Source organism: Janthinobacterium amylolyticum, from assembly GCF_051380655.1.
Classification (GTDB): domain Bacteria; phylum Pseudomonadota; class Gammaproteobacteria; order Burkholderiales; family Burkholderiaceae_D; genus Janthinobacterium.
The window spans coordinates 105993-127605 of sequence record NZ_JBNYXL010000013.1 but is presented as its reverse complement, the minus strand read 5'-3'; the positions used below and the strand labels follow the sequence as shown (position 1 = coordinate 127605).

Genomic DNA, 21613 nt, shown 5'->3' with positions numbered 1-21613 from the left:
ATGTGGCAAACCATCATCGTCGCCCTCATCGTCGCAGCCGCGCTGCTGCATTTTTCGACCAAGTACCTGCCGGCCGGCGTGCGCCGCGCCATCGTGCGTGGCCTGGTGCGCTGCGGCCTCGATGAGGCCAAGCTGTCGACCTTCTTCAAGGTGGCGCCCGGCTGCGGCAGCGGCTGCGGTTCCTGCGGCTCCTGCGACAGCCCGCCGCCACCGTCCGCCACGCCGCCCGCCGACGGCAGCAGCAAGCGCGTGATCCTGATGCAGGTGCAGCGCTAGGGCCTGCATTTCAGTGTAGCCACGGGCGCGTCCTTGGGCTACACTGGGCTTTCCAGATGGCAAGGAGTGGCAATGGCGATACTGTTGATCTTCATGTTCTTGTTTGCGGTCGCCACCTGGCTGCTGGCCAGCCGGCGTGGCCGCCATGGCGGCGTCTGGTTCGGCATCGGCCTGTTCCTCGGGCCCTTTGCCTTGCTGGCGGTGGCGGCGCTGCCGCCCGTGCCGCCGGCTACGCAGCCCTGAATGAAAAAAACCCGCGCGAGCGGGTTTTTTTACGTCTGCGGCGCCGCGCTTACGCCTGGCCGGCCAGCTTTTCCACCACGGGCGCCAGCGCGGCCGGGCGGCAGCCAAAGGCGGCCAGGCGGCCTTGCGCACCGGGAGCCAGGTCCAGGTCGTACGGCAGGCGGCCCGCCACCAGCCATAGTTTATCCTGCGGCAGGGCGTCGACCAGGCGACGCTGGCCGTCGACGAACATGGCGTTATACGTTTGCAGCACGATCTGCTGCGCGCCTTGCGCAAAGGCGATGGCTTCATTGACTTCGTCGTCCAGTGCTTCGGCCGACAGCGCATATTCGCGCACGTCCAGGCCCGCTTCGAGCAGCGCCGGCAGCATGGAGCTGCGCGCTTCCTTGTTGCGGCCCAGCGCCACTTCATCGATCTCGCTGCGCGAGCGCACTTCCACCGTCAGCAGGGTCACGGGCAGGCTGGCATCGAGCGCGCGGTAATCGCCCTGCACGCGCAGCGCCGCTTTTTGCAGCAGCTGCGACAGGGCCATGGCGGCCGGCTGCATCAGCGCGGGCGGCGTGACGGGACGTTCGCGCCAGTCGCGCACGGCGCGGTTGCGCTTGAGTTCAGTGACGCGGGCAAGCGCTGCGTCGATGCGCGCCACGGCGATCTCGCCGCTTTCCACGGCATCGATGACGGCGTCGATGGCCGCCGTCTGCTGCGCTTCACGGTGCGAAATGAGGACGATGTCGGCGCCCGCCTGCAAGGTGGCGATGGCGCCCCTGGGGATGCCGATGCCGTCGGCGATCGCCGCCATTTCCAGGCAGTCGGTGATGACCACGCCCTGGTATTTCATCTCGCCGCGCAGCAGGTCGGTCAGCACGCCTTTCGACAGGGTGGCCGGCACCTTGGTGTCGGCTTCGAAGGCGGGGAAGACCACGTGCGCCGTCATGATGGCGTCCACGCCGCCGGCGATGGCCGCGCGGAACGGCGCCAGTTCCACCGCGCGCAGGCGTTCCTTGTCGTGCGGCACCAGGGCCATGGCGTAGTGCGTGTCGATCGCCGTGTCGCCGTGGCCGGGGAAATGCTTGGCGGTGACGGCCAGGCCGCTGGCGCGCTGGCCGCGCATGGCGGCCATGCCGTATTCGATGACGGTATCGGCATCTTCGCCATACGCGCGCACGCCGATGACGGGGTTGTTGCGGTTGTTGTTGACGTCCAGCACGGGGGCCAGCAGCATGTTGATGCCCACCTGGCGCATCTCGTCGCCGCTGATCTGGTTCATGCGCTCGCAGTCTTCCGGCGAGCCGGCCGCCTGGAAGGCCATGGCGGCGGGAATCGGCGTCACGCCCTGCTCGATGCGCATCACCATGCCGCCTTCCTGGTCGATGGAAATGAGCAGCGGCGTGTCGGACACTTCCGCGTTGATCTCCTGCAGTTCGCGGCACAGGGCCGACACTTGCGCCGGCGTGTGCACATTGCGGCGGAACAGGATCACGCCGCCCACCTTCTTTTCGCGTATCAAGGTCTTGATATGCTCGTCCGCCTGCAGGGCGTCAAAGCCCACCATGAACAACTGTCCTACTTTTTCGCGCAAACCCTGCTCCATGCTGCAACTCCTCCGGTATTCGTGTTGATGACGGCAAGCCCGTATTGTGGCCCGTGATGCCGCAGCGTGGCGGTCAGCGGAAAAGCTGCCTTGTTTTTTACTTGTTTTGGTATTGTATTGGATTTGGATTTTTGCGCAAGTGGTTATTAAGTGGTATTGCTCCACTTGTCACCACTTGCGCAACAGCTTCGCGATAACTCGTCAGGCGAGGCGCTTGAACGACTCGGCCTGCGCCTTGGGCCAGTACAGGCCGAACACAGGCGGCAGTTGCGGCAGCTGGCTCGGGTCGAGCAGCTGGCCCGCTTCCAGGAAGGGCAGCAGGGCCGACGCCAGTTTCACCTGGTTCGGCGAAATGCGCCGCACCAGGTGATGCGGGCGCAGTTCCTGCGGATGTTCGAGGCCGGCGGCGGCGATCAGTTCGGCCAGCGCCTTCATGGTGTTCTGGTGGAAGTGCGCCACGCGGGCGATCTTGTCGGGCACCACCAGCGCGCGCTGGCGTTGCGGATCCTGCGTGGCCACGCCCGTCGGGCAGCGGTCCGTGTGGCAGCTTTGCGACTGGATGCAGCCCAGCGCGAACATGAAGCCGCGCGCCGAATTGCACCAGTCGGCGCCCAGCGCCAGCAGGCGGGCGATATCGAACGCCGTGATGATCTTGCCGGAACAGCCGATCTTGATTTTCTCGCGCAGGTTGGCGCCCACCAGGGTGTTATGCACGAGTACCAGCGCTTCCTGCAGCGGCGTGCCGACGTGGTCCGTAAATTCCACCGGCGCGGCGCCGGTGCCGCCTTCGCTGCCGTCGACGACGATGAAGTCGGGCGTGATGCCGGTGGCCAGCATGGCTTTCACGATGCCGAAAAATTCCCACGGGTGGCCGATGGCCAGCTTGAAGCCAGTCGGCTTGCCGCCCGACAGCGTGCGCAGGCGGTCGATAAAGTGCAGCATTTCCAGCGGCGTGGAAAAGGCGCTGTGCGCGGCCGGCGAGACGCAATCCTCGCCCACCATCACGCCGCGCGTGGTGGCGATCTCGATGGTGACTTTCGGCCCCGGCAGCACGCCGCCGTGGCCCGGCTTGGCGCCTTGCGACATCTTCAGCTCGATCATTTTCACTTGCTCGGAGCTGGCGTTGGCGACGAAGCGTTCTTCCGAAAACGTGCCGTCCGGATTGCGGCAGCCAAAGTAGCCGGAGCCGATTTCCCATACCAGGTCGCCGCCGTTTTCGCGGTGGTAGGGGCTGATGCTGCCTTCGCCCGTGTCGTGCATGAAGCCGCCGCTGCGCGCGCCGCCGTTCAGGGCCAAGATGGCGTTGGCCGACAGGGCGCCAAAGCTCATCGCCGAAATATTGAAGACGCTGGCCGAATACGGTTTTTCACGCGGGCAGTCGGGATGGTTGCCGATCTCGATGCGGAAGTCGTGGCCCGTCACCTTGGCGGGGGCGATGGAATGGTTGATCCACTCATAGCCCGCCTCATACACGTCGAGCTGGGTGCCGAACGGGCGCTTGTCCGTCTGCTCCTTGGCGCGCTGATAGACGATGCTGCGCTGGCTGCGCGAGAACGGCGTCGCTTCCGTATCGCTTTCCAGGAAATACTGGCGGATCTCGGGGCGGATGCTCTCGAAGAAAAAGCGGAAGTGCGCGAGGATGGGGTAGTTGCGGCGCAGGGCGCGCTTGGTTTGCAGCAGATCGCTGATGCCCAGCAGGGTCAGCGCACCGGCCAGCACGGGCAGCCAGTAATGATCGTAGTAAAACAGGGACAGGACAAAGATGGCGGCCGTCGCAATGAAGGTCAGGTAGCGAAATGGTACTAGGTGCATGGGCACTCCGGTGAGGTCAGACTGATACTGCCGAGTCTACCTTTGATTCACGGAACGTGCTGGCTGGAAAGAACGCGGCACCCAGGGGCGCCGCGTGAGGTGCTTAGCGCTGTGCCGCGCGGATGCGCTCGATGCGTTCACTGCTGGCCGGATGGCTCGACAGGTACGGCGTGCCGTCGCCCAGCTTGCCCAGGGCGACAAACACCTGCGCCAAGTGTTCCAGCGCAATGCCGTTCTGGCGCAGCATGGCGATCGCGTAGTCGTCCGCCTCGCGTTCGACGTCGCGCGAATATTTCAAGTCCAGCAGCAGCGGCGGCAAGGTTGCCACCACCGTCGACACGTCGCCGAACAGCAGCGCCGCGCCGGCGCCCACGGCCGAGGTCTGGATCAGGCGGCGCGTCAGGTGGCGCTGCTGCAAATGCCCCAGTTCATGCGCCAGCACGCCCATGATGGCGTCGTCGTCCGGCATCAGTTCCACCATTTCATCGGTCAGCACGATGTCGCCGGACGGCAGGGCGAAGGCGTTCGGCCCGATCTTGCTCTTGCGGAAAACGATGCGGTGCTCGGGCGTGCTGTCGCCGGGTGTGGACAGGCGCGCGAACCGGGCGCGCAAGGCTTGCTGGCGCGCGTTATCGAGCTTGCTGGCTTCAAACACGTGCTGGTCGAGGAAATCGAGCACGCCCTGGCCCAGCTGGCGCTCGACGGACTGGGGAATCGCATACGCGACGCCCTTCGCCACCACGGGCAGCAGGTACTGATAACTGAGCCACAGGGCCAGCACGGTGGCCACTGTCGCCAGCAGGGCACCGCGCCAGCTTTGCTGCAGCCGCACCACCCAGCCGTCGCGGTGGCCCGTGTCGTGCAGCAGCGCGTTGAAGGCCGCCTGGTCGGCGATTTCCAGGTAGGCGCCATCGGGAAAGCTGACCTTGCGCACGGCGTGGCTGCTGCGTTCGGACACGTGCAGCTCGCCCAGCGGGCAGCTGCGTTCAATGTCGCCGGCCAGCACCGCCACGCCATCGCGCACGCTCAGCGTGACGTGGTACAGGCGCGAGGTCTGGCCGTCGAAATAGCGGGCGGCCAGGCTGGCGTGGTCTTCTTGCTTGTCGGCGCCCATGCTTACATCGACAGGTCGAAGTCCAGCAGGTCGACCACGCCTTCGCCTGTGGCCGAGACCTGCTCTCCGGTGGCGGCGACAAATTCATCGAGGCTGCCATGCACCAGCATGGACGTCGCTTCCAGGCGGTATTTCAGCCAGCGCACGTGGGCGAATGGCGAAAACAGGCCCAGGGTGACGACGATGCCCAGCAGGTTGGTCAGCATGATGAAGGTGGTGCGGCCCCAGGTCAGCTGCGACTGGAACTGGTGCTGCTGCAAGCGCGTGTGGTTCCAGATCAGGTTCTGGATCATGGTCAGGAACAGCGGCAGCACGATGAAGGCCCAGGCATACAGGGCGGCCACGGCGCCGAAGATGCTGCCGGCCTTGGTGACATCGTTGGCATCGGTCGCAAACGTGGCGAAGACGCTGGCGAAGACGACAAAGATCAGCACCAGGAAACCGGCCAGCAGCAGGGCGAAGAACAGCAGATAGGTCTTGTAGAAGCTGCCGACCGTGGCGTCGAAGCTGAAATTGCTGCTGCCGAAACGGCTGTGCGTGTGCTGGAAGCGCTTCAGGCGCTGATGCAGGAACGGCGTCATCAGGCCAGCCGTGAAGGTGTTCAGGATGGGCAGCCACAGGAAGTATTTATAGGCTTCCTTGGCGCTGCCGCCGAAGCCGAAGCGGATGCCGCGGTAGCTGGTGTTGTACAGCTTGAATTGCAGGCTTTTCCAGACCAGCCATGGCAGCACGGCCATCATCAGCACGAGCATGATCAGGCCGATGATGGGCGAGACCTGGAAGGCGATGTTGTAGCCGCCGATCAAGACCACGGCGGCGATGCGGCCCTTCAGGATGGCCACGGCATTGCCGTGATATTCGAAGCTGCTGCCAGCCAGGTGGGTGCTGGAATAGAAATAGCGGTTGCGGCGCACCTTGGCCCAGGCCGAATAAATGCCCAGGGTGACAATGCTCAGCAGCAGATTGACGATCCAGATACGGAAGTATTCGCTGCCCGTGGCGCTGAAGGTGATCGCTTCGCGCTGGGTGTTCGGGGTGTTGGTGTCGATATCCACGCCAGGAATCCTTGCAGTTAAAAAAGAATTAAGATGCATGATCGTCAATAAGTTGTCAATAAAAATATTGTTCAGGCGTAATATATTTTCGCATGGATGGGCAAATCGACGCGGCGCGCGTCCGGGGCGCGGCGTCCGGCTATACTGGAACTCAACCATCGTTTAACGGAAATCGCCATGATCGTCGTCCATCATCTGAACAATTCCCGCTCGCAGCGCGTGCTGTGGCTGCTTGAAGAGCTGGGCCTGGAGTATGAGGTCAAGCGCTACCAGCGCGACCCGAAAACCATGCTGGCGCCCGCTTCGCTGAAGGATGTGCATCCGCTGGGCAAGTCGCCCGTGATCACGGACGGCGCCAACACCATCGCCGAATCGGGCGCCATCATCGAATACCTGGTCGAGCGTTATGGCCAGGGCCGGCTGATCCCGGCGGCGGGCACGCCTGAAAAGCTGCGCTGGACTTACTGGCTACATTTCGCGGAAGGCTCGGCCATGCCGCCTCTGCTGATGAAGCTGGTGTTCGACAAGGTCGAATCGTCGCCCATGCCGTTCTTCGTGAAACCGATCGCGCGCGGTATCGCCAGCAAGGTGAAACATAGCTTCATCATGCCGAACATCAATAGCCAGCTCGCGTATATGGAGGCGGAACTGGAAAAGGAAAAATGGTTTGCCGGCAACGAGTTCTCTGCGGCGGACATCCAGATGAGCTTTCCCCTGGAAGCGGCCGCTTCCCGCGGCGGCCTTGATGCGCGCCTGCCGAAGCTGACGGCCTTTTTGCAGCGCATTCATGCGCGGCCTGCCTATCAGCGGGCGCTGGAGCGGGGCGGGCCTTACGATTTTGCAAAGTAAGCGGCGTTGACGGGCGATGTGCGGGGCGCCATACGGTAAAATGCCCGATTCAACCAGTATCCATTTACCGCATGGCCAGACTCCTCGCTATCGACGGCTTGAATATCGTACGCCGCGTCTACGAAGCCAGTCCTGAACCCGATTCCGATCTGAAGGCGGAGATCGCGCTGCGCCATGCGCTGTCGTCGTTCCGCACCCTCATCAACGATCACGAGCCGACGCACATCCTGCCGGCCTTCGATTTCGGCGGCCCGACCTGGCGCCACGCCCTGTATGCGGGCTACCGCGAGGGGCGCCAGCCCATGCCGCAAGTGTTGCGCGACGCCTTGCCCGGCTTTTACGCCACCCTGGCCAGCTTTGGCATGCACGTGGTGAGCATTCCCGAAGTCGAGGCTGACGACGTGATCGGCACGGCCGTCATGCGCTGGCTGCACGAAGGGCGCGGCGCGGCCGTCATCGCCACCACCGACAAGGACTTGCATGGCCTGATCGCCCACGGCGCGCTGGTGTGGGACCATTTCAAGGGCGTCTGGCACGACCATGCCTGGGTCGAGAAAAAGTTCGGCGTGCCGCCGGAACTGCTGCCCGACCTGCTGGCGCTGATGGGCGACGTCACCGACAGCATTCCCGGCGTGTCGAAGATCGGCCTGAAAACGGGCGCCAAACTGTTGCGCGCCTACGGCAATATCGACGCCGTGATGGCCGGCGCGGGCATTTTGCCGGGTACGCTGGGCGAAAGCCTGCGAAAAGACCGGGAAATACTGTATCTTTCAAGAAAGTTAGTGGCGCTCAAGACGGATGTGACCTTGGGCGTGACCTGGAACAAGCTGGTGTGGGAAAAATAGCGCGCCAAACAAAAAGCCCATGGCGTCGTTGCCTTGCCTTGTCGTACATTCGTACTGCCTGCGGCAACGCGCCTGGCCCTGGACCTTTTGTTCGACGCTCTCCTGGCCAGCACTCGGAATAAATCAAGCAAGGGAAGTAAATCATGATGTTAAAGGCAGTCCTGATCGATAGCAGCGCCGTGGCGCGCGGCCTGCTGAACACGGTCCTGACCGATGGCGGCTACGATGTCTGCGGCCAGACGCATACCAGTACGCTGGGACTGGCGCTGCTGGTCAAGCATCGGCCGCATTTCGTGTGTATCGCGCGCGAACAGGTGGAAGATGGAACGAATGTGGTGCAGGCCATCCGCGAGCAGTATCCGAAGACGCTGATCTTCATGATCTCGGGCGGCATCGACGCCGCCTCGCTGCAGGCGGCGCACGCCATGGGCGTGTCGGGCTTCATCGTGAAACCGTTCATGGCCGACACGGTCCTGAAAACCGTGCGCAACACGGTCATTGCCATGGTCCGCAAGCAGCAGGCCCTGGCCGCCGCCGCCCAATCGTCGAACCCCACCGATTGATGCAGCGAAGCGCTTGATGCTTAATGGGTCAGATAGTACAGCGCCTGGCCCACTGATTGACCGAGATGCAGCAAAAAGTATGCTGTGACGCCCAGCAGCATACTGGCCTGCAGGAACACGGGGAGCGTATTCCATGCGGTGGTAATCCGGGCGTGCAGTGTGCGCATCAGCGTATCCTTTCAGTCAACAGTCTATGATCAGGGCATGCCCGTGGCGCTGGCGATAATGCCGCCACCGAGGCATACGTCGCCATCGTACAGCACGGCCGACTGGCCCGGCGTGACGGCCCACTGCGCCTGGTCGAAGGCCAGGCTGAAGTGTTCATTCCCGTCCGGCAGCAGCTGGCAAGCCACGTCGGCCTGGCGGTAGCGCGTCTTGGCGCTCAAGGCGCCCGCCTGCGGCGCGACGCCGGCGATCCAGCTGGCCTGGTCGGCCGTCAACGATGGCGACAGCAGCCACGGATGGTCATGGCCCTGCACCACGTACAGGGTGTTGTTGGCGATATCCTTGCGCGCCACGTACCAGGCATCGCTGCTGCCGTCCGCGTTCTGGTACGACTTCACGCCGCCGATGCCGATGCCCTTGCGCTGGCCCAGGGTATAAAAACTCAGCCCCACATGTTCGCCCACGGTCTTGCCGTCGGCCGTTTTCATCGGGCCCGGCTTGTACGACAGGTAGCGGTTCAGAAATTCGCGGAACGGGCGCTCGCCAATGAAGCAGATGCCCGTCGAATCCTTTTTCTGCGCGTTCGGCAGGGCCAGTTTCTCGGCGATCTGGCGCACTTCGGTTTTCGGGATTTCACCGAGCGGGAACAAGGTCTTGGACAGTTGCGCCTGGTTCAAACGGTGCAGGAAATAGCTTTGGTCCTTGCTGGCGTCGACCGCTTTCAATAACTCGAAGCGGCCCGCATCCGTCGGCGCCTGGCGCACGCGCGCATAGTGGCCGGTGGCGATCAGGTCGGCGCCCAGGGTCATGGCGTGGTCGAGGAAGGCCTTGAACTTGATCTCGGCGTTGCACAGCACGTCCGGGTTCGGCGTGCGGCCGGCCTGGTATTCGCGCAGGAAATCGGCGAACACGCGGTCCTTGTATTCGGAGGCGAAATTGACGGCTTCGATATCGACGCCAATGACGTCGGCCACGCTGGCCGCGTCGATCCAGTCCTGGCGCGTGGAGCAGTATTCCGAATCGTCGTCATCTTCCCAGTTTTTCATGAACAGGCCGATGACTTCATAGCCTTGTTCCTTCAGCATCCATGCCGCGACCGAGGAATCGACCCCGCCCGACATGCCGATAACGACTTTCTTCTTGCTCATCTTGCTTTCCAGTGTACTTTAATAATATGGCAATGCGTATTGCTATGCGCTATTGAAAACCGACGCATGCGTGTGCAGCAGGGCCAGCGGCGCGCGCCGGCCAGCCAGGTATTCGTCCACGCACTGCAGCACCAGGGGGCTGCGGTGGCGTTCCTGGCACGCCGCCAGTTCGTCGCGCGTCATCCACAGGGTGCGCAGGATGCCTTCGTCCAGCGGCCGGTCATGCTCGGCGCCGGCCGTGCCGCAAAAGGTGAAGCGCAGATAAGTGACATCCTCGCCCGTGCGCTGCGACTGGTAGCGCGACATATACATGCCGACCAGTGCCGTGGGGATGAAATCGTAGGCCGCTTCTTCCAGCGTTTCGCGGATCACCGCCTGCTCCAGCGACTCGAACGGGTCGAGGTGGCCGGCCGGCTGATTGATCTTGATGCCTTCGCTGGTCTCTTCTTCAATCAGTAAAAACAGGCCGTCGCGCTCGACGATGGCAGCAACGGTGACAGAGGGTTTCCAGATTCTCGGCATGATTCCATCCTTGAAAGAGCCGACATTTTATCTTGTTCTGCGCACGCGGTTTGAAGCCGGCCTTCTGTTGCGCGGACATATTGATAAATGACAACGTTTTAGCAAATAGCGGTGGGAGGTACTTACGTCTTTCCTTGGGCGCGCACTAGCATGGGGGGCTGGGGCGGCAAGATGGCAGGAAGCGCCCGCTAATATAGGCTTTCCCCGTGGTCAAAACAAGCACGCATGCGCACTGGACTGTGGTGAGATTGACACACCTTTCCCACAATACGGTCGCCGCGCCGCATGGTGAAACGAATGATGCTGCAGCGGAGAAATTAGTGTCGTACGACTAAAAGTTGCTGGTTCACAAACGTTTAACGCACGGCTTTCCGTGTTAGATTCTAGTCAGTTTATCAATTATCGGAGGCATCATGAGGATAGGCATACCGGCCGAAACGCGGCCCGGTGAGACCCGGGTGGCAGCGACGCCCGAGACAGTCAAGAAACTGGCAGCCAAGCATCAGATCATCGTGCAGGCGGGGGCGGGCCTGCAGGCGTCGATCCCCGACGATGCCTATGCGGCCGCCGGCGCGCAGATCGGCACTGCCCAGGAAGCCTATGGCTGCGCCATCGTGCTCAAGGTGCGCGCACCGGATGCCGGGGAGCGGGCCCTGATGGCCAGCGGCACGGTGCTGATCGGCATGTTGAACCCGTTTGACGCGGACAATATCGCCGCCATGGCCACGGCCGGGCTGTCCGCCTTCGCCCTGGAAGCCGTGCCGCGCATCACCCGCGCGCAGTCGATGGACGTGCTGTCGTCGCAAGCGAATATCGCCGGCTACAAGGCCGTGCTGGTGGCGGCCAATACCTACCAGCGCTTCATGCCGATGCTGATGACGGCGGCCGGCACGGTGAAGGCAGCGCGCGTGCTGATCATGGGCGTGGGCGTGGCCGGCTTGCAGGCGATCGCCACGGCCAAGCGCCTGGGCGCCGTCATCGAGGCGTCCGATGTGCGCCCGCCCGTCAAGGAGCAAGTGGAGTCCCTGGGTGCCAAGTTCCTCGACGTGCCTTTCCTCACGGACGAAGAAAAAGAGATCGCCAAGGGCTCGGGCGGCTACGCGCGCGCCATGCCGGCCGACTGGATGCGCCGCCAGGCCGAACTCGTGCATGAACGGGCGAAACTGGCCGACATCATCATCACCACCGCACTGATTCCCGGCCGCGCCGCGCCCGTGCTCATTTCCGAGGAAACGGTGAAAGCCATGAAGCCCGGCTCCGTCATCGTCGACCTGGCCGTGGAGCAGGGCGGCAACTGCCCGCTCTCGGAACTGGGCAAGACGGTGGTCAAGCATGGCGTGTACATCGTGGGCGAGCCGAACCTGGCGACCCTGGTGGCGGCCGATGCGTCGGCCCTGTATGCGCGCAACGTGCTGGACTTTTTAAAGCTCATCATCGACAAGGACGATCAATTGCTGATCGACCGCGAGGATGAAATCATCAAGGCCAGCCTGGTTTGCGCGGGCAATGACATCCTCAGAAAATAACGCGGCGCCGGAGAGAACAACATCATGGAAATCAGTCACACCATCACTAACCTGATCATCTTCGTGCTGGCCATTTATGTCGGCTACCACGTCGTCTGGACCGTCACGCCGGCGCTGCATACGCCGCTGATGGCCGTCACCAACGCCATTTCCGCCATCATCATCGTCGGCGCCATGCTGGCTGCCGGCCTGACGGATGGCCCGCTGGCGCAAGTGGCCGGCACCCTGGCCGTGGCGCTGGCCGCCGTCAACGTGTTTGGCGGCTTCCTCGTCACGCAGCGCATGCTAGAGATGTTCCGTAAAAAAGAACCGAAGGCCAAGCAAGGAGCGAAAGAATGAGCCATGCCATGAGCTTCGTCACCATGAACCTGGTGACGATGATGTACCTGATCGCCTCCGTATGCTTCATCCAGGCCCTGAAAGGCCTGTCGTCGCCATCGACGGCGCGCCGCGGCAATGCCTTCGGCATGAGCGGCATGGCGATTGCCGCCGTCACTACCGTGGCGCTGATCCTGAAACTGAAGGAACAGCAGACGGGCGGCATGGGCCTGACCCTCGTCATCATCGGCATCGTCACGGGCGGCGCCATCGGCGCCTACCTGGCGAAGACCGTGGAAATGACGAAGATGCCGGAACTGGTGGCGGCCATGCACTCGCTGATCGGCCTGGCCGCTGTGTGCATCGCCGTGGCGGCCGTGTCGGAGCCGTGGGCCTTCAATATCGCCCAGCAGGGCCAGGCGCTGCCCATCGGTAACCGTTTCGAGCTGTTCATCGGCACCTTTGTCGGCGCCATCACCTTTTCCGGTTCGGTGATCGCCTTCGGCAAGCTGTCGGGCAAGTACAAGTTCCGTCTGTTCCAGGGCGCGCCGGTCAGCTTCAAGGGCCAGCATCTGCTCAACCTGGTGCTGGCGCTGGTGATGGTGGGCCTGGGCCTGGCCTTCTGCTTCGCCGATGGCGTGCAGCCCGCATGGACGCCGTTCATCGTCATGACCGTCATCGCCTTTGCGCTTGGTGTGCTGATCATCATCCCCATCGGCGGCGCCGACATGCCGGTGGTGGTCTCGATGCTCAACAGTTACTCCGGCTGGGCCGCGGCCGGCATCGGTTTTTCGCTGAATAACTCGATGCTGATCATCGCCGGCTCGCTCGTGGGTTCTTCGGGCGCGATCCTGTCGTACATCATGTGCAAGGCCATGAACCGCTCCTTCTTCAACGTCATCCTCGGCGGCTTCGGCGGCGATGCGCCGGTAGCCGGGGCGGCGGGCACGCAGGAGCAGCGCCCCGTGAAGTCGGGTTCGGCCGACGACGCCGCCTTCATCATGGGCAATGCGGAAACCGTCATCATCGTGCCTGGCTACGGCCTGGCCGTGGCGCGCGCGCAGCACTCGCTCAAGGAACTGGTGGAAAAGCTCACGCACAAGGGCGTCACCGTCAAGTATGCGATCCATCCGGTGGCCGGGCGCATGCCGGGCCACATGAACGTGCTGCTGGCCGAAGCGGAAGTGCCGTACGACCAGGTCTTCGAGATGGAAGACATCAACGGTGAATTCGGCCAGACCGACGTGGTGCTGGTGCTGGGCGCGAACGACGTCGTCAACCCGGCGGCGAAAGACCCGAAATCGCCGATCGCCGGCATGCCGATCCTGGAAGCATATAAAGCCAAGAGCATCATCGTCAACAAGCGCTCGATGGCTTCCGGCTATGCGGGCCTGGACAACGAACTGTTCTACCAGCCGAACACGATGATGGTGTTCGGCGACGCGAAGAAGGTAATCGAGGATATGCTCAAGGCCGTCGAATAAGGACGGCTTGCAGCGACCGGACGGCCCGCCTTGCGCGGGCCGTTTTTATTGGGCATGGCGTCAAACGTGACAGCGGTGGCAGGTCGGATTAGCGCGGCGCCGCCGTGCGTAATCCGACAACAGGGTTGACCGAGCGTGCCGGCTTGCCGCCCCGCCTCATTCGACCTGCGCTTGTTTTCAGGCCGCCACGACCTTGTTGCGACCCTGGTGCTTGGCCGCATACAGGGCCTTGTCCGCCTCCGACATGGCCGCGTCCAGGGTGATGCCCTTGACCAGCGGCGCCAGGCCGATGCTGATGGTGACGTGCAGCGGGGTGCCGTCGGGCAGCACGGTGACGGCGGCGGCCACGGCCGCGCGGATGCGTTCGGCCACCTTATAGGCCTGCTTCAGTGTCGCGTCGGGAAACAGCAGGCCGAATTCCTCGCCGCCCAGGCGTGCCGCCACGTCGGTGACGCGGCCCGTGTCGCGCAGCACCTGCGCCACGTTGCGCAGCACGGCGTCGCCTACCGCATGGCCGTAGCGGTCGTTGATTTTCTTGAAATGATCGAGGTCGGCCACGCCTACCGTGAGTGCCGCCCCGCTGCGCGCGGCGCGCGCCATCGCCTGCTCGGCCTGGGCTTCATAGGCGCGCCGGTTCGGCAGCGCCGTCAGCGCATCGTACAGCGCCTGCTGTTCCAGCTGCGCCAGCAGGCTGGCGTTTTTCGCCGCCAGTTCGCGCCGTTCGCGCACGTCGAGCAAAAAGGCGCCGAAATAGCGCATGCCGTCCACCACGCCCAGATCCATTGCCTTCATCTCGATGGGGATCATCTGCGTATTGCGGTGGCGGATGGCAAATTCGCGTATTTTCCCCAGCACGCTGGAGGTGCGCGAGCTGCGGATATAGTTGATCACGTGGTTGTCGTGCTGCGCGGCGACGGCGTCCGGCAGCAGGCCGTTCAGAGTCTGGCCCAGCAGTTCACCGCTGGCGTAGCCCGACAGTGCCTGCATGGCGCCATTGATGTAGCGGATGCGGCACTGCTCGTCGATGATGATGACGGCGTCGAGGGCGTCTTCCAGCAGGCGGGAAAAGAGGACTTCGGGAAGAGCGGCAGCCGGTGCTGCGGGCAATGCATCTGTCATGGAACGGTCGCCAAAATCCAGGTGACAGACATTGTCGCATCCGCGGGCCGTTTACTCCATGCCGGAGAGGTTCCGTGTTTCTTTTTTGCCCCAGCTCTTTCCTTATTGTTAATACTTAGCGGCGGCCGTACATCATCAGTCCGGCCAGCGTCTTGCGCGCGGGGCTGACGACGTCCAGCAGGCCCAGCGACAGGCCCAGCAAACCTTGCGTGGGTGCGCTGCCCGTGAAGATGCGCGCCATCGTGTCGGTCACGCGCACGGTCAGTCCGCGGTCGGCCTGGCGCAGGGCCACATAGCGTTCCAGGCCGGCCGGGCTGCTGTCCTGCGCCAGCACGCGGGCCAGCACGGCGGCGTCGCGCAAGCCCAGGTTCAAGCCTTGGCCCGCCACCGGGTGCAGGGTTTGCGCCGCATTGCCGATGGCGACCGTGCGGGCCGTGCCGCCCGCCTGGGCGTTCAGGCCCAGCGGATACGCCAGGCGCGGCGTCGTCTGGGTAAAGCGTCCCAGGCGGCTGCCGAAGGCGCTGCCCAGGCGGTCCAGGAAGGCCGCGTCGTCGAGTGCCAGCAGCTGTTCCGCGCGCGTCGGCGGCACGCACCAGACCAGCGCGTAGCCGTCGTCCTGCGGCAGCAGTGCCAGCGGCCCTTCGTCGGTGAAGCGTTCAAAGGCGCGGTGCGCAATGGGGGCGCTGGTACGCACGTGGGCAATGATGGCGCTTTGGCCATAGTCGCGGCTGACGGCGCGTTCCTGCTGCTGGCCGAACAGGCCGCCTTCAGCCTGCACCAGCAATCTGGCGCGCAGGCTCGACGCGGCGCCCGCCTGGTCGATCTGCACGGACACGCCATCGGCATCCTCCACGCTGCCCGTGACCAGGGCCGGGCGCAGGCTGGCCACGCCCAGGCGTTCGCAGACGTCGGCCAGCACGCTGACCACGGCGCCATAGCGGGCCACATAGCCGAGCGCCTCGACGCCGTGTTCCTCGCGGTGCAGCAGGCTGCGGCCCAACTGGCCGCGGCGCGAGACGTGGATTGCATGGATAGGCGTCGCTTCGACGGGCCAGGCGCCCGCTTCCTCGAGGATCTGGCGGCTGCCGTGCGACAGGGCGATGGTGCGCGGATCGCGCCTGGCTTGCTCGATGGATTTGGCGTCGAGCAGGGCGATGCCGGCGGCACGCGCGCCGCGCTGCACCAGCAGGGCGGCCAGCGCCATGCCGACGGGGCCGGCGCCACAGATGGCGAGATCGAAAGTGGGCGGTGTGTGCATGCTGCTGGGTTAATCCTGTGACATCAGTTGTTCGATTTCAGCCACGCTTTTTGGCGCCGTGCTGAACACTTCATGGCCTTGCGGCGTGACCAGCACATCGTCCTCGATGCGGATGCCCGTATGCCAGAACTGTTCCGGCACGCCGGCGCCGGGGCGCACGTAGATGCCCGGCTCCACCGTCAGCACCATGCCCGCTTCCAGCGGTCGCCATGGCTTGCCGGGCGCGCTCGTGTCGCGGTAGGCGCCCACGTCGTGCACGTCCATGCCCAGCCAGTGGCTGGTGCCGTGCATGTAGAAGGGCAGATAACTCTTGTCGGCGATGACGTCCTGCACGCTGCCGCTTTTTTGCCGGTCCAGCAATTGCAGATCCAGCATGCCCTGCGCCAGCACCTGCACGGCCGCTTCATGGATGGCGCTGTGCGGCAGGCCGGGGCGCACCATGTCCAGCGATGCCTGCTGCGCCGCCAGCACCAGTTCATACAGTGCCCGCTGCGGGCCGCTGAAGCGGCCGTTGACGGGCCAGGTGCGCGTGATGTCGGACGCGTAGCCATCGAGTTCGCAGCCGGCGTCGATGAGCACCAGGTCGCCCTCTTGCAGGACGGCGTTGTTGGCGCTGTAGTGCAGGATGCAGGCGTTGTCGCCGCCTGCCACGATGGAGGAATACGCCGGGAATTGCGCGCCGCTGCGGCGAAATTCGTACAGCAGTTCCGCTTCCAGCGCGTATTCATGCATGCCGGGCCGCGTGGCGCGCATGGCGCGCACGTGCGCCGCGCTGGAGATGGCGGCGGCGCGGCGCATCAGCTGCTGTTCCTGCGTGTCTTTCAGCAGGCGCATGGCGTCGAGCATGCCGTTGATGTCATGCGCGATAGCCGGCGCCGTGACGCCGCTGCGCGCCTTCTGGCGCACATTGTGCAGCCAGACTTTGACTTGCGCATCGAGGCTGCCGCCCAGCGCATAGTAGATGGCCGGCGCGTCGGCCAGGGTGCGCGTCATTTCCGCATCGAGTTCCTCGATGGGAAAGGCCGCGTCGAAGCCGAAGGTGGCGCGCGCCGCCTCGGGGCCGTGGCGAAAGCCGTCCCAGATTTCACGTTCCGTGTTCTTGGCGCGGCAAAACAGGATGGCGCGCGCGGGCGCCGTGGCGCTGGCGGCCACCAGGGCCACGGCGCTGTCGGGTTCCGTAAAACCGCTGAGGTAATAAAAATAACTGTCGTGGCGGTACGGGTAGTCGCAATCGCTGTTGCGCGGCACTTCCGGCGCCGTGGCGAGGATGGCCACGCTGCCGGGCAGCATCTGCGCCAGCAGCGCCGCGCGCCGCGCCGCGTAGTTGGCCATCATGCCGCAGGTACCTTCGCCGCCACGCCGTTGAGTGCGTCGAGCTGCTGTGGCGTGCCGACATTGGTCCATTCGCCCGGATAGACTTCGCCCCCCACGCGGCCCTGGTCCGCGTACTGGCGCAGCAAATCACCCAGCCTGGCGTGGCTGCCCGGCGCGATGCCGTCGAACATCTCGGGACGGTACACGCCGATGTTGGCGAAGGTCCACTTGGTCTCGTCCGTATTATTAATCGCAAACAAGGTCAGGCCGAAATCACCGTTGGGGTGGAAGTCGGGGTTGGGCACCAGGTAGGTCCAGGCGATGTCGCGCTGGTCGGCCGGGTAGGGCGTGCCCAGCACATCCTTGTCGGCCAGCACGTCAAGCACTTGCGTGAAATCGAAATACGGGCAATAGATGTCGCCGGAAATGGCGAGAAAGGGTTCATCGCCCAGCAGGTGGCGCGCCTGGGCGATGCCGCCGGCCGTTTCCAGCGGCGTGGTCTCGGGCGAATACGCGATGCGCGCGCCATACGCGCTGCCGTCGCCCAGGGTTTCCTCGATCAGGTGGCCCAGGTGCGAATGGTTGATGACGATGTCCGTGATGCCAGCGCGCACCAGATTCAGTACATGCCAGACGATCAGCGGGCGGCCGCGCACTTTCAGCAGCGGTTTGGGACAGGTGTCGGTAAGCGGACGCATCCGTTCACCGCGGCCTGCGGCAAAGATCATGGCTTTCATGGTGGAACTCGTTTTCTGTGTCGTTCGGTAAAGGTTGCCTGGCGCGAGCCGCGCAATAAGTTAATTCTGCAGTCACGACACCGGACAAAACCGTAGCGAGCGGCGATGATTTGTGGCCGAGAAGCGCAACCGTACTCTAGTACGGTGAGCATCGCCGGCCGCAAAGCGCGACGCGCAGCAGGATTTGGCCGGTGTCCTCAGAAGGTGTAGCCGACTTGCGGCGTTTTATTCTCCAAGGCATCGAGCAAACGCACCAGCGGCTTGAGTTCGGTATAGCGGTTGGCCGTCTTGCGCACGTAGTCGAGCACGGTTGGCAGGTCGCCCATGTACAGATCCTTGCCGTCGCGGTAATTCAGGCGCGCGAACAGGCCGAGGATTTTCAGGTGGCGCTGCAGGGCCGTGAATTCGAAATCGCGGTAGAAGGCGTCGATGTCGGGATTGACCGGCAAGCCCAGCTGCTTGGCGCGCTGCCAGTAGCGGATCACCCAGTCGAGCACCAGTTCTTCATCCCACTGGATATACGCGTCGCGCAGCAGCGAGGCGATGTCGTAGGTGACGGGGCCGAAGACGGCGTCCTGGAAGTCGAGGATGCCGGGATTCGGGATGGACCCATCGTTGATGTGCATCAAGTTGCGCGAGTGGTAGTCGCGGTGCATGAATACTTGTTGCTGCGACAAGATGTTCGCCGTGATGGCTTCAAAGACCTTGTCCAGCTGGGTTTGTTGCACATCCGTCAAGGTGGCGCCCAGGTGCTTGCCGATGAACCATTCCGGGAACAGATGCATTTCGCGCAGGATGAAGGCGCGGTCGAATTCGGGCAAGACGTCCGGCTGGCTGGCCAGCTGGATTTTCATCAACGATTCCAGCGCTTCGGCGTACAGCACGCTGGCGTTGTCGTGGTTCAGGGCGTCCAGGTAGGTGGTCGTGCCCAGGTCGGACAGCAGCAGGAAGCCGTTGTCCAGGTCTTGCGCAATGATTTCGGGCACGGACACGCCGGCGCCTTTCAGCAAGCCGGCGACCTTGACGAAGGCGGGCACGTTTTCGCGCTCCGGCGGCGCGTCCATGGCGATCAGTGTCTTTCCTGGCAATGTTGCAGTGCCGGGCAGCACGTCGAGCCGGTAGTAGCGGCGGAAGCTGGCGTCGCTGGAAGCGGGACGGGCGGAATCGGGCACGACGAGGTTCAGCGAGGTCAACCAGGCTTTCAACAGGGTCAGGCGAGCGTCGGCCGAGGCCGTCGCGGTGGAGGAATTGGAAGAGAATGACATTAAGCGGCCTGTGGAATCGGGTTGATGGTGCAGATTCCCATATAATAAGGGATTCAAATCAAAAAATCGCCTGTCAATGGTGCTTGCCCCTTCCAATTCATGAGCTGGTTTTCGGCCTCCCCCCCTTCGCAGCGCTGGGCTTTCGCCATCAGCGCGCTCGTCGCCGCCACGACGGTGCCTGTTCACGCCCAAAAAGCCCCGCGCCCGGTTCATGTGGAAGATCCGGACGCACCTACTGTCATGACGGCGGAAAGCATGAACGGCCGACCGGAAAGGGAGATCAATCTCGACAAAAATGTCGTGATTGAGCGCGGAAAAACCACAAAAATGACTTCCGATACAGCTTGTTACAAACAAGTTGAGGATCAGTTTGAGTCCGAAGGCCATATCAAGATGTGGCGTTTTGGCAATTACTACACGGGCGACGTGTTGAAGCTGAACATGGAGACGGGCAAGGGTTTCCTGCTCAATCCCACCTACCGTTTTGAAGTGGGCGGCGGGCAAGGCAAGGCCGAGCGTGTCGACTTCATCAATCCAGACGAGGCCAATGTTATCGAGGGTACCTACAGTACCTGCGAAGGGCCGAACCCGGACTGGTACCTGAAATCGAGCACCTTGAACCTCGATACGGGCCGCGACGTGGGCACGGGCAGCAAGACCATCATCTATTTCAAGGATGTGCCCATCCTGGGCACGCCCGGCATTTCGTTTTCGCTGTCAGGCGCGCGCCGCTCGGGCTGGCTGGCGCCGACGCCGGGCTTTGCCTCGAAGAATGGCTTCGAGCTGACAGTACCGTATTACGTGAATATCGCGCCGAACCGCGACCTGACCCTGTTGCCTAAATACATACAGCGCCGCGGTATCCAGCTCGGCGCGATCGGACGCTACCTGGGCGAGACGGACGCCGGCCTGTACCAGGGCGAGACATCGATCGAGTATCTGCCAAACGACAAGCAGACCAAGACCGACCGCTACATGATCAAGTCCAAGCATGAACAGGCATTGGCCAAGGACTGGACTTACAGCTGGGATGTGCGCGACGCATCGGATAATAATTATCCAAACGATTTCTCGAAGAACGTGGCCAGCGCCACCGAGCGCCAGTTGCTGCGCGAATTGCGTACTGATTACCGTACCGAAGACTGGACCCTGACGGCGCGTGTGCAAAACTACCAGGTGCTGCAGGATCCCGATCCCAGCGTGGTGGTGCCACGCCCGTACGACCGTTTGCCAGCGGTTAACTTCCACGCTGGAAAATATGATGTTTGGGGCGGTTTCGACTGGACCTTCGACGCGGAAGCGACGCGTTTCTCGCACCCGACCGATGTACAAGGCTCGCGCCTGGTGGTCGTGCCGCAAGTGAGCTTCCCCATCGTGCGTCCGGGCTATTTCATCACGCCCAAGCTGATGCTGAACGCCAGCGCCTACCAGCTCGACACCGACGCCACGACCAAGGCGCAGTTCCCGCAGACCTCGCTGACACGCGCCGTGCCGACGTTCTCTCTCGACAGCGGCCTGGTGTTCGAGCGCGACACGAATCTGTTTGGTAGCAAGGGTGGCACGCAAACGCTGGAGCCGCGCCTGTTCTATGTCTACACGCCTTACCGCGACCAGTCGCAGTTCCCGAAATTCGATACGGATAACGGCACCTTCAACCTGACGCAGATTTTCACGGAGAATCGCTTCGTCGGCAGCGACCGCATCGGTGATGCCAACCAGGTGACGGCGGCCGTCGTTTCGCGCTTCCTGCAACCGGATGGCGCCGAGCGCTTGCGCCTGACCTTCGGCCAGCGCTTCTATTTTGCCGACCAGCGCGTGCAGCTCAATTCGACCACGCCGGTCAACCAGTCGCGTTCGGACATCCTGCTGGCGGCAACGGGCCGCGTGTCGGAGACTTGGACCGTCGACAGCCTGGTGCAGTACAATCCCAGCGACAGCCAGCTGATGAGCTACAACTACACCTTGCAATATCAGCCCGGTCCGAAGAAAGTATTGAATTTCAGTAATCGCTTCCAGCGTGGCAGCATGCGCAATGCGGAAGTGTCGACCCAGTGGCCGCTGACGAACCGCCTGTATGGCGTGGGCCGCATCAGTTATTCCCTGCTGGACCGGCGCTTGCTTGATGGCCTGATCGGCCTGGAATACAAGGGCGACTGCTGGGTGTTCCGCATGGGCGCGCAGCGTTTCGTGACCTCGACCAAGGATGCCTCGACGCCAATCTTCTTCCAGCTGGAGTTGACGGGCTTGTCGAGCGGCCTGGGCCTGGGGGCGAATGGCCTGGATACCTTTACCAAAACCATCCCTGGTTATCAGGCACTGAGCCAGCCACTCCGTTAAGATGGGCACCGTTGCCGCCGCCGGACTCCCCGGCGCTGGCACCAACCGGTTTTTTTATTCACTTGAACTCAT

General features: G+C 63.3%; 21 protein-coding genes. 9 read left to right on the top strand and 12 right to left on the bottom strand.

The genetic code is table 11. The annotated features are described in order from the left end of the window. Together ACQ4WR_RS24875 and ACQ4WR_RS24870 are read left to right on the top strand one after the other, a co-directional pair. Positions 1-276, top strand: a complete 276-nt coding sequence (locus ACQ4WR_RS24875) for a hypothetical protein (RefSeq protein WP_102294085.1) — start codon at positions 1-3, stop codon at positions 274-276. Between the two features lie 72 nt (positions 277-348). After that, positions 349-519: a hypothetical protein gene (locus ACQ4WR_RS24870; protein ID WP_180979368.1), complete on the top strand. Its 171-nt coding sequence runs from the start codon at positions 349-351 to the stop codon at positions 517-519. A 49-nt stretch (positions 520-568) separates the two neighbouring features. On the opposite strand, the gene nagZ is transcribed toward ACQ4WR_RS24870, so the two are convergent. From nagZ to ACQ4WR_RS24850, 4 genes are all read right to left on the bottom strand, one after another. Beyond that, a complete protein-coding gene (gene nagZ, locus ACQ4WR_RS24865; RefSeq protein ID WP_436490557.1) occupies positions 569-2110 on the bottom strand; it encodes a beta-N-acetylhexosaminidase in 1542 nt (513 codons plus the stop codon). A gap of 201 nt (positions 2111-2311) precedes the next feature. After that, on the bottom strand, positions 2312-3922 hold the full coding sequence (locus ACQ4WR_RS24860) for an FMN-binding glutamate synthase family protein (protein WP_436490555.1): 1611 nt from the start codon (positions 3920-3922) through the stop codon (positions 2312-2314). Between the two features lie 103 nt (positions 3923-4025). Next, positions 4026-5036, bottom strand: coding sequence for a M48 family metallopeptidase (locus ACQ4WR_RS24855; protein WP_436490553.1), 1011 nt, complete (start codon positions 5034-5036; stop codon positions 4026-4028). A gap of 2 nt (positions 5037-5038) precedes the next feature. Further along, complete coding sequence (locus tag ACQ4WR_RS24850; protein ID WP_258002914.1) at positions 5039-6091, bottom strand: YjgN family protein; 1053 nt, start codon at positions 6089-6091, stop codon at positions 5039-5041. A gap of 177 nt (positions 6092-6268) precedes the next feature. Here ACQ4WR_RS24850 and ACQ4WR_RS24845 point away from each other — a divergent pair, with 177 nt between their 5' ends. The 3 genes from ACQ4WR_RS24845 to ACQ4WR_RS24835 all read left to right on the top strand — a co-directional run bounded on the left by ACQ4WR_RS24845 (position 6269) and on the right by ACQ4WR_RS24835 (position 8348). Further along, positions 6269-6940 (top strand): glutathione S-transferase, encoded by a 672-nt coding sequence (locus ACQ4WR_RS24845; protein ID WP_436490550.1) that lies wholly within the window; start codon positions 6269-6271, stop codon positions 6938-6940. Positions 6941-7011: 71 nt separating this feature from the next. Beyond that, a complete protein-coding gene (locus ACQ4WR_RS24840) occupies positions 7012-7785 on the top strand; it encodes a 5'-3' exonuclease (RefSeq protein WP_102294091.1) in 774 nt (257 codons plus the stop codon). Positions 7786-7931: 146 nt separating this feature from the next. After that, positions 7932-8348 carry a response regulator gene (locus ACQ4WR_RS24835; RefSeq protein WP_102294154.1) on the top strand — a complete coding sequence of 139 codons (417 nt, stop codon included), beginning with the start codon at positions 7932-7934 and terminating at the stop codon, positions 8346-8348. 20 nt (positions 8349-8368) lie between these two features. On the opposite strand, the gene ACQ4WR_RS24830 is transcribed toward ACQ4WR_RS24835, so the two are convergent. From ACQ4WR_RS24830 to ACQ4WR_RS24820, 3 genes are read right to left on the bottom strand one after another with little or no spacing between them, the layout of a single operon-like run. Beyond that, positions 8369-8515 carry a hypothetical protein gene (locus tag ACQ4WR_RS24830; protein WP_436490548.1) on the bottom strand — a complete coding sequence of 49 codons (147 nt, stop codon included), beginning with the start codon at positions 8513-8515 and terminating at the stop codon, positions 8369-8371. A gap of 30 nt (positions 8516-8545) precedes the next feature. Continuing rightward, complete coding sequence (mnmA, locus tag ACQ4WR_RS24825) at positions 8546-9661, bottom strand: tRNA 2-thiouridine(34) synthase MnmA (RefSeq protein WP_102294092.1); 1116 nt, start codon at positions 9659-9661, stop codon at positions 8546-8548. 42 nt (positions 9662-9703) lie between these two features. Further along, the gene (locus ACQ4WR_RS24820) at positions 9704-10183 is read right to left on the bottom strand and encodes an NUDIX hydrolase (RefSeq protein ID WP_102294093.1); all 480 of its coding nucleotides are present in this window, start codon (positions 10181-10183) and stop codon (positions 9704-9706) included. Between the two features lie 413 nt (positions 10184-10596). On the opposite strand from ACQ4WR_RS24820, the gene ACQ4WR_RS24815 reads away from it, so the two are divergent. The 3 genes from ACQ4WR_RS24815 to ACQ4WR_RS24805 are packed head-to-tail and all read left to right on the top strand — an operon-like array spanning position 10597 to position 13511. Further along, positions 10597-11709, top strand: coding sequence for a Re/Si-specific NAD(P)(+) transhydrogenase subunit alpha (locus tag ACQ4WR_RS24815; RefSeq protein ID WP_436490545.1), 1113 nt, complete (start codon positions 10597-10599; stop codon positions 11707-11709). A 24-nt stretch (positions 11710-11733) separates the two neighbouring features. Continuing rightward, positions 11734-12048 (top strand): NAD(P) transhydrogenase subunit alpha part 2, encoded by a 315-nt coding sequence (locus tag ACQ4WR_RS24810; protein ID WP_034745644.1) that lies wholly within the window; start codon positions 11734-11736, stop codon positions 12046-12048. An 8-nt stretch (positions 12049-12056) separates the two neighbouring features. After that, complete coding sequence (locus ACQ4WR_RS24805; RefSeq protein ID WP_102294155.1) at positions 12057-13511, top strand: NAD(P)(+) transhydrogenase (Re/Si-specific) subunit beta; 1455 nt, start codon at positions 12057-12059, stop codon at positions 13509-13511. Between the two features lie 177 nt (positions 13512-13688). On the opposite strand, the gene ACQ4WR_RS24800 is transcribed toward ACQ4WR_RS24805, so the two are convergent. The 5 genes from ACQ4WR_RS24800 to ACQ4WR_RS24780 form a co-directional block, all read right to left on the bottom strand. Next, a complete protein-coding gene (locus tag ACQ4WR_RS24800; RefSeq protein ID WP_436490543.1) occupies positions 13689-14630 on the bottom strand; it encodes a GGDEF domain-containing protein in 942 nt (313 codons plus the stop codon). 115 nt (positions 14631-14745) lie between these two features. After that, on the bottom strand, positions 14746-15888 hold the full coding sequence (locus ACQ4WR_RS24795; RefSeq protein ID WP_436490541.1) for a UbiH/UbiF/VisC/COQ6 family ubiquinone biosynthesis hydroxylase: 1143 nt from the start codon (positions 15886-15888) through the stop codon (positions 14746-14748). Positions 15889-15897: 9 nt separating this feature from the next. Continuing rightward, positions 15898-17220: an aminopeptidase P N-terminal domain-containing protein gene (locus ACQ4WR_RS24790; protein ID WP_436490647.1), complete on the bottom strand. Its 1323-nt coding sequence runs from the start codon at positions 17218-17220 to the stop codon at positions 15898-15900. Then, positions 17220-17939, bottom strand: coding sequence for an N-acetylmuramate alpha-1-phosphate uridylyltransferase MurU (gene murU, locus ACQ4WR_RS24785; protein WP_436490539.1), 720 nt, complete (start codon positions 17937-17939; stop codon positions 17220-17222). The genes ACQ4WR_RS24790 and murU overlap by 1 nt, the downstream gene beginning before the upstream one ends. A 197-nt stretch (positions 17940-18136) precedes the next feature. Continuing rightward, a complete protein-coding gene (locus tag ACQ4WR_RS24780) occupies positions 18137-19204 on the bottom strand; it encodes an aminoglycoside phosphotransferase family protein (protein WP_102294098.1) in 1068 nt (355 codons plus the stop codon). 99 nt (positions 19205-19303) lie between these two features. Between ACQ4WR_RS24780 and ACQ4WR_RS24775 the strand changes: the two genes are divergently transcribed. Continuing rightward, complete coding sequence (locus ACQ4WR_RS24775) at positions 19304-21541, top strand: LPS-assembly protein LptD (RefSeq protein WP_436490537.1); 2238 nt, start codon at positions 19304-19306, stop codon at positions 21539-21541. Positions 21542-21613: the final 72 nt, after the last annotated feature.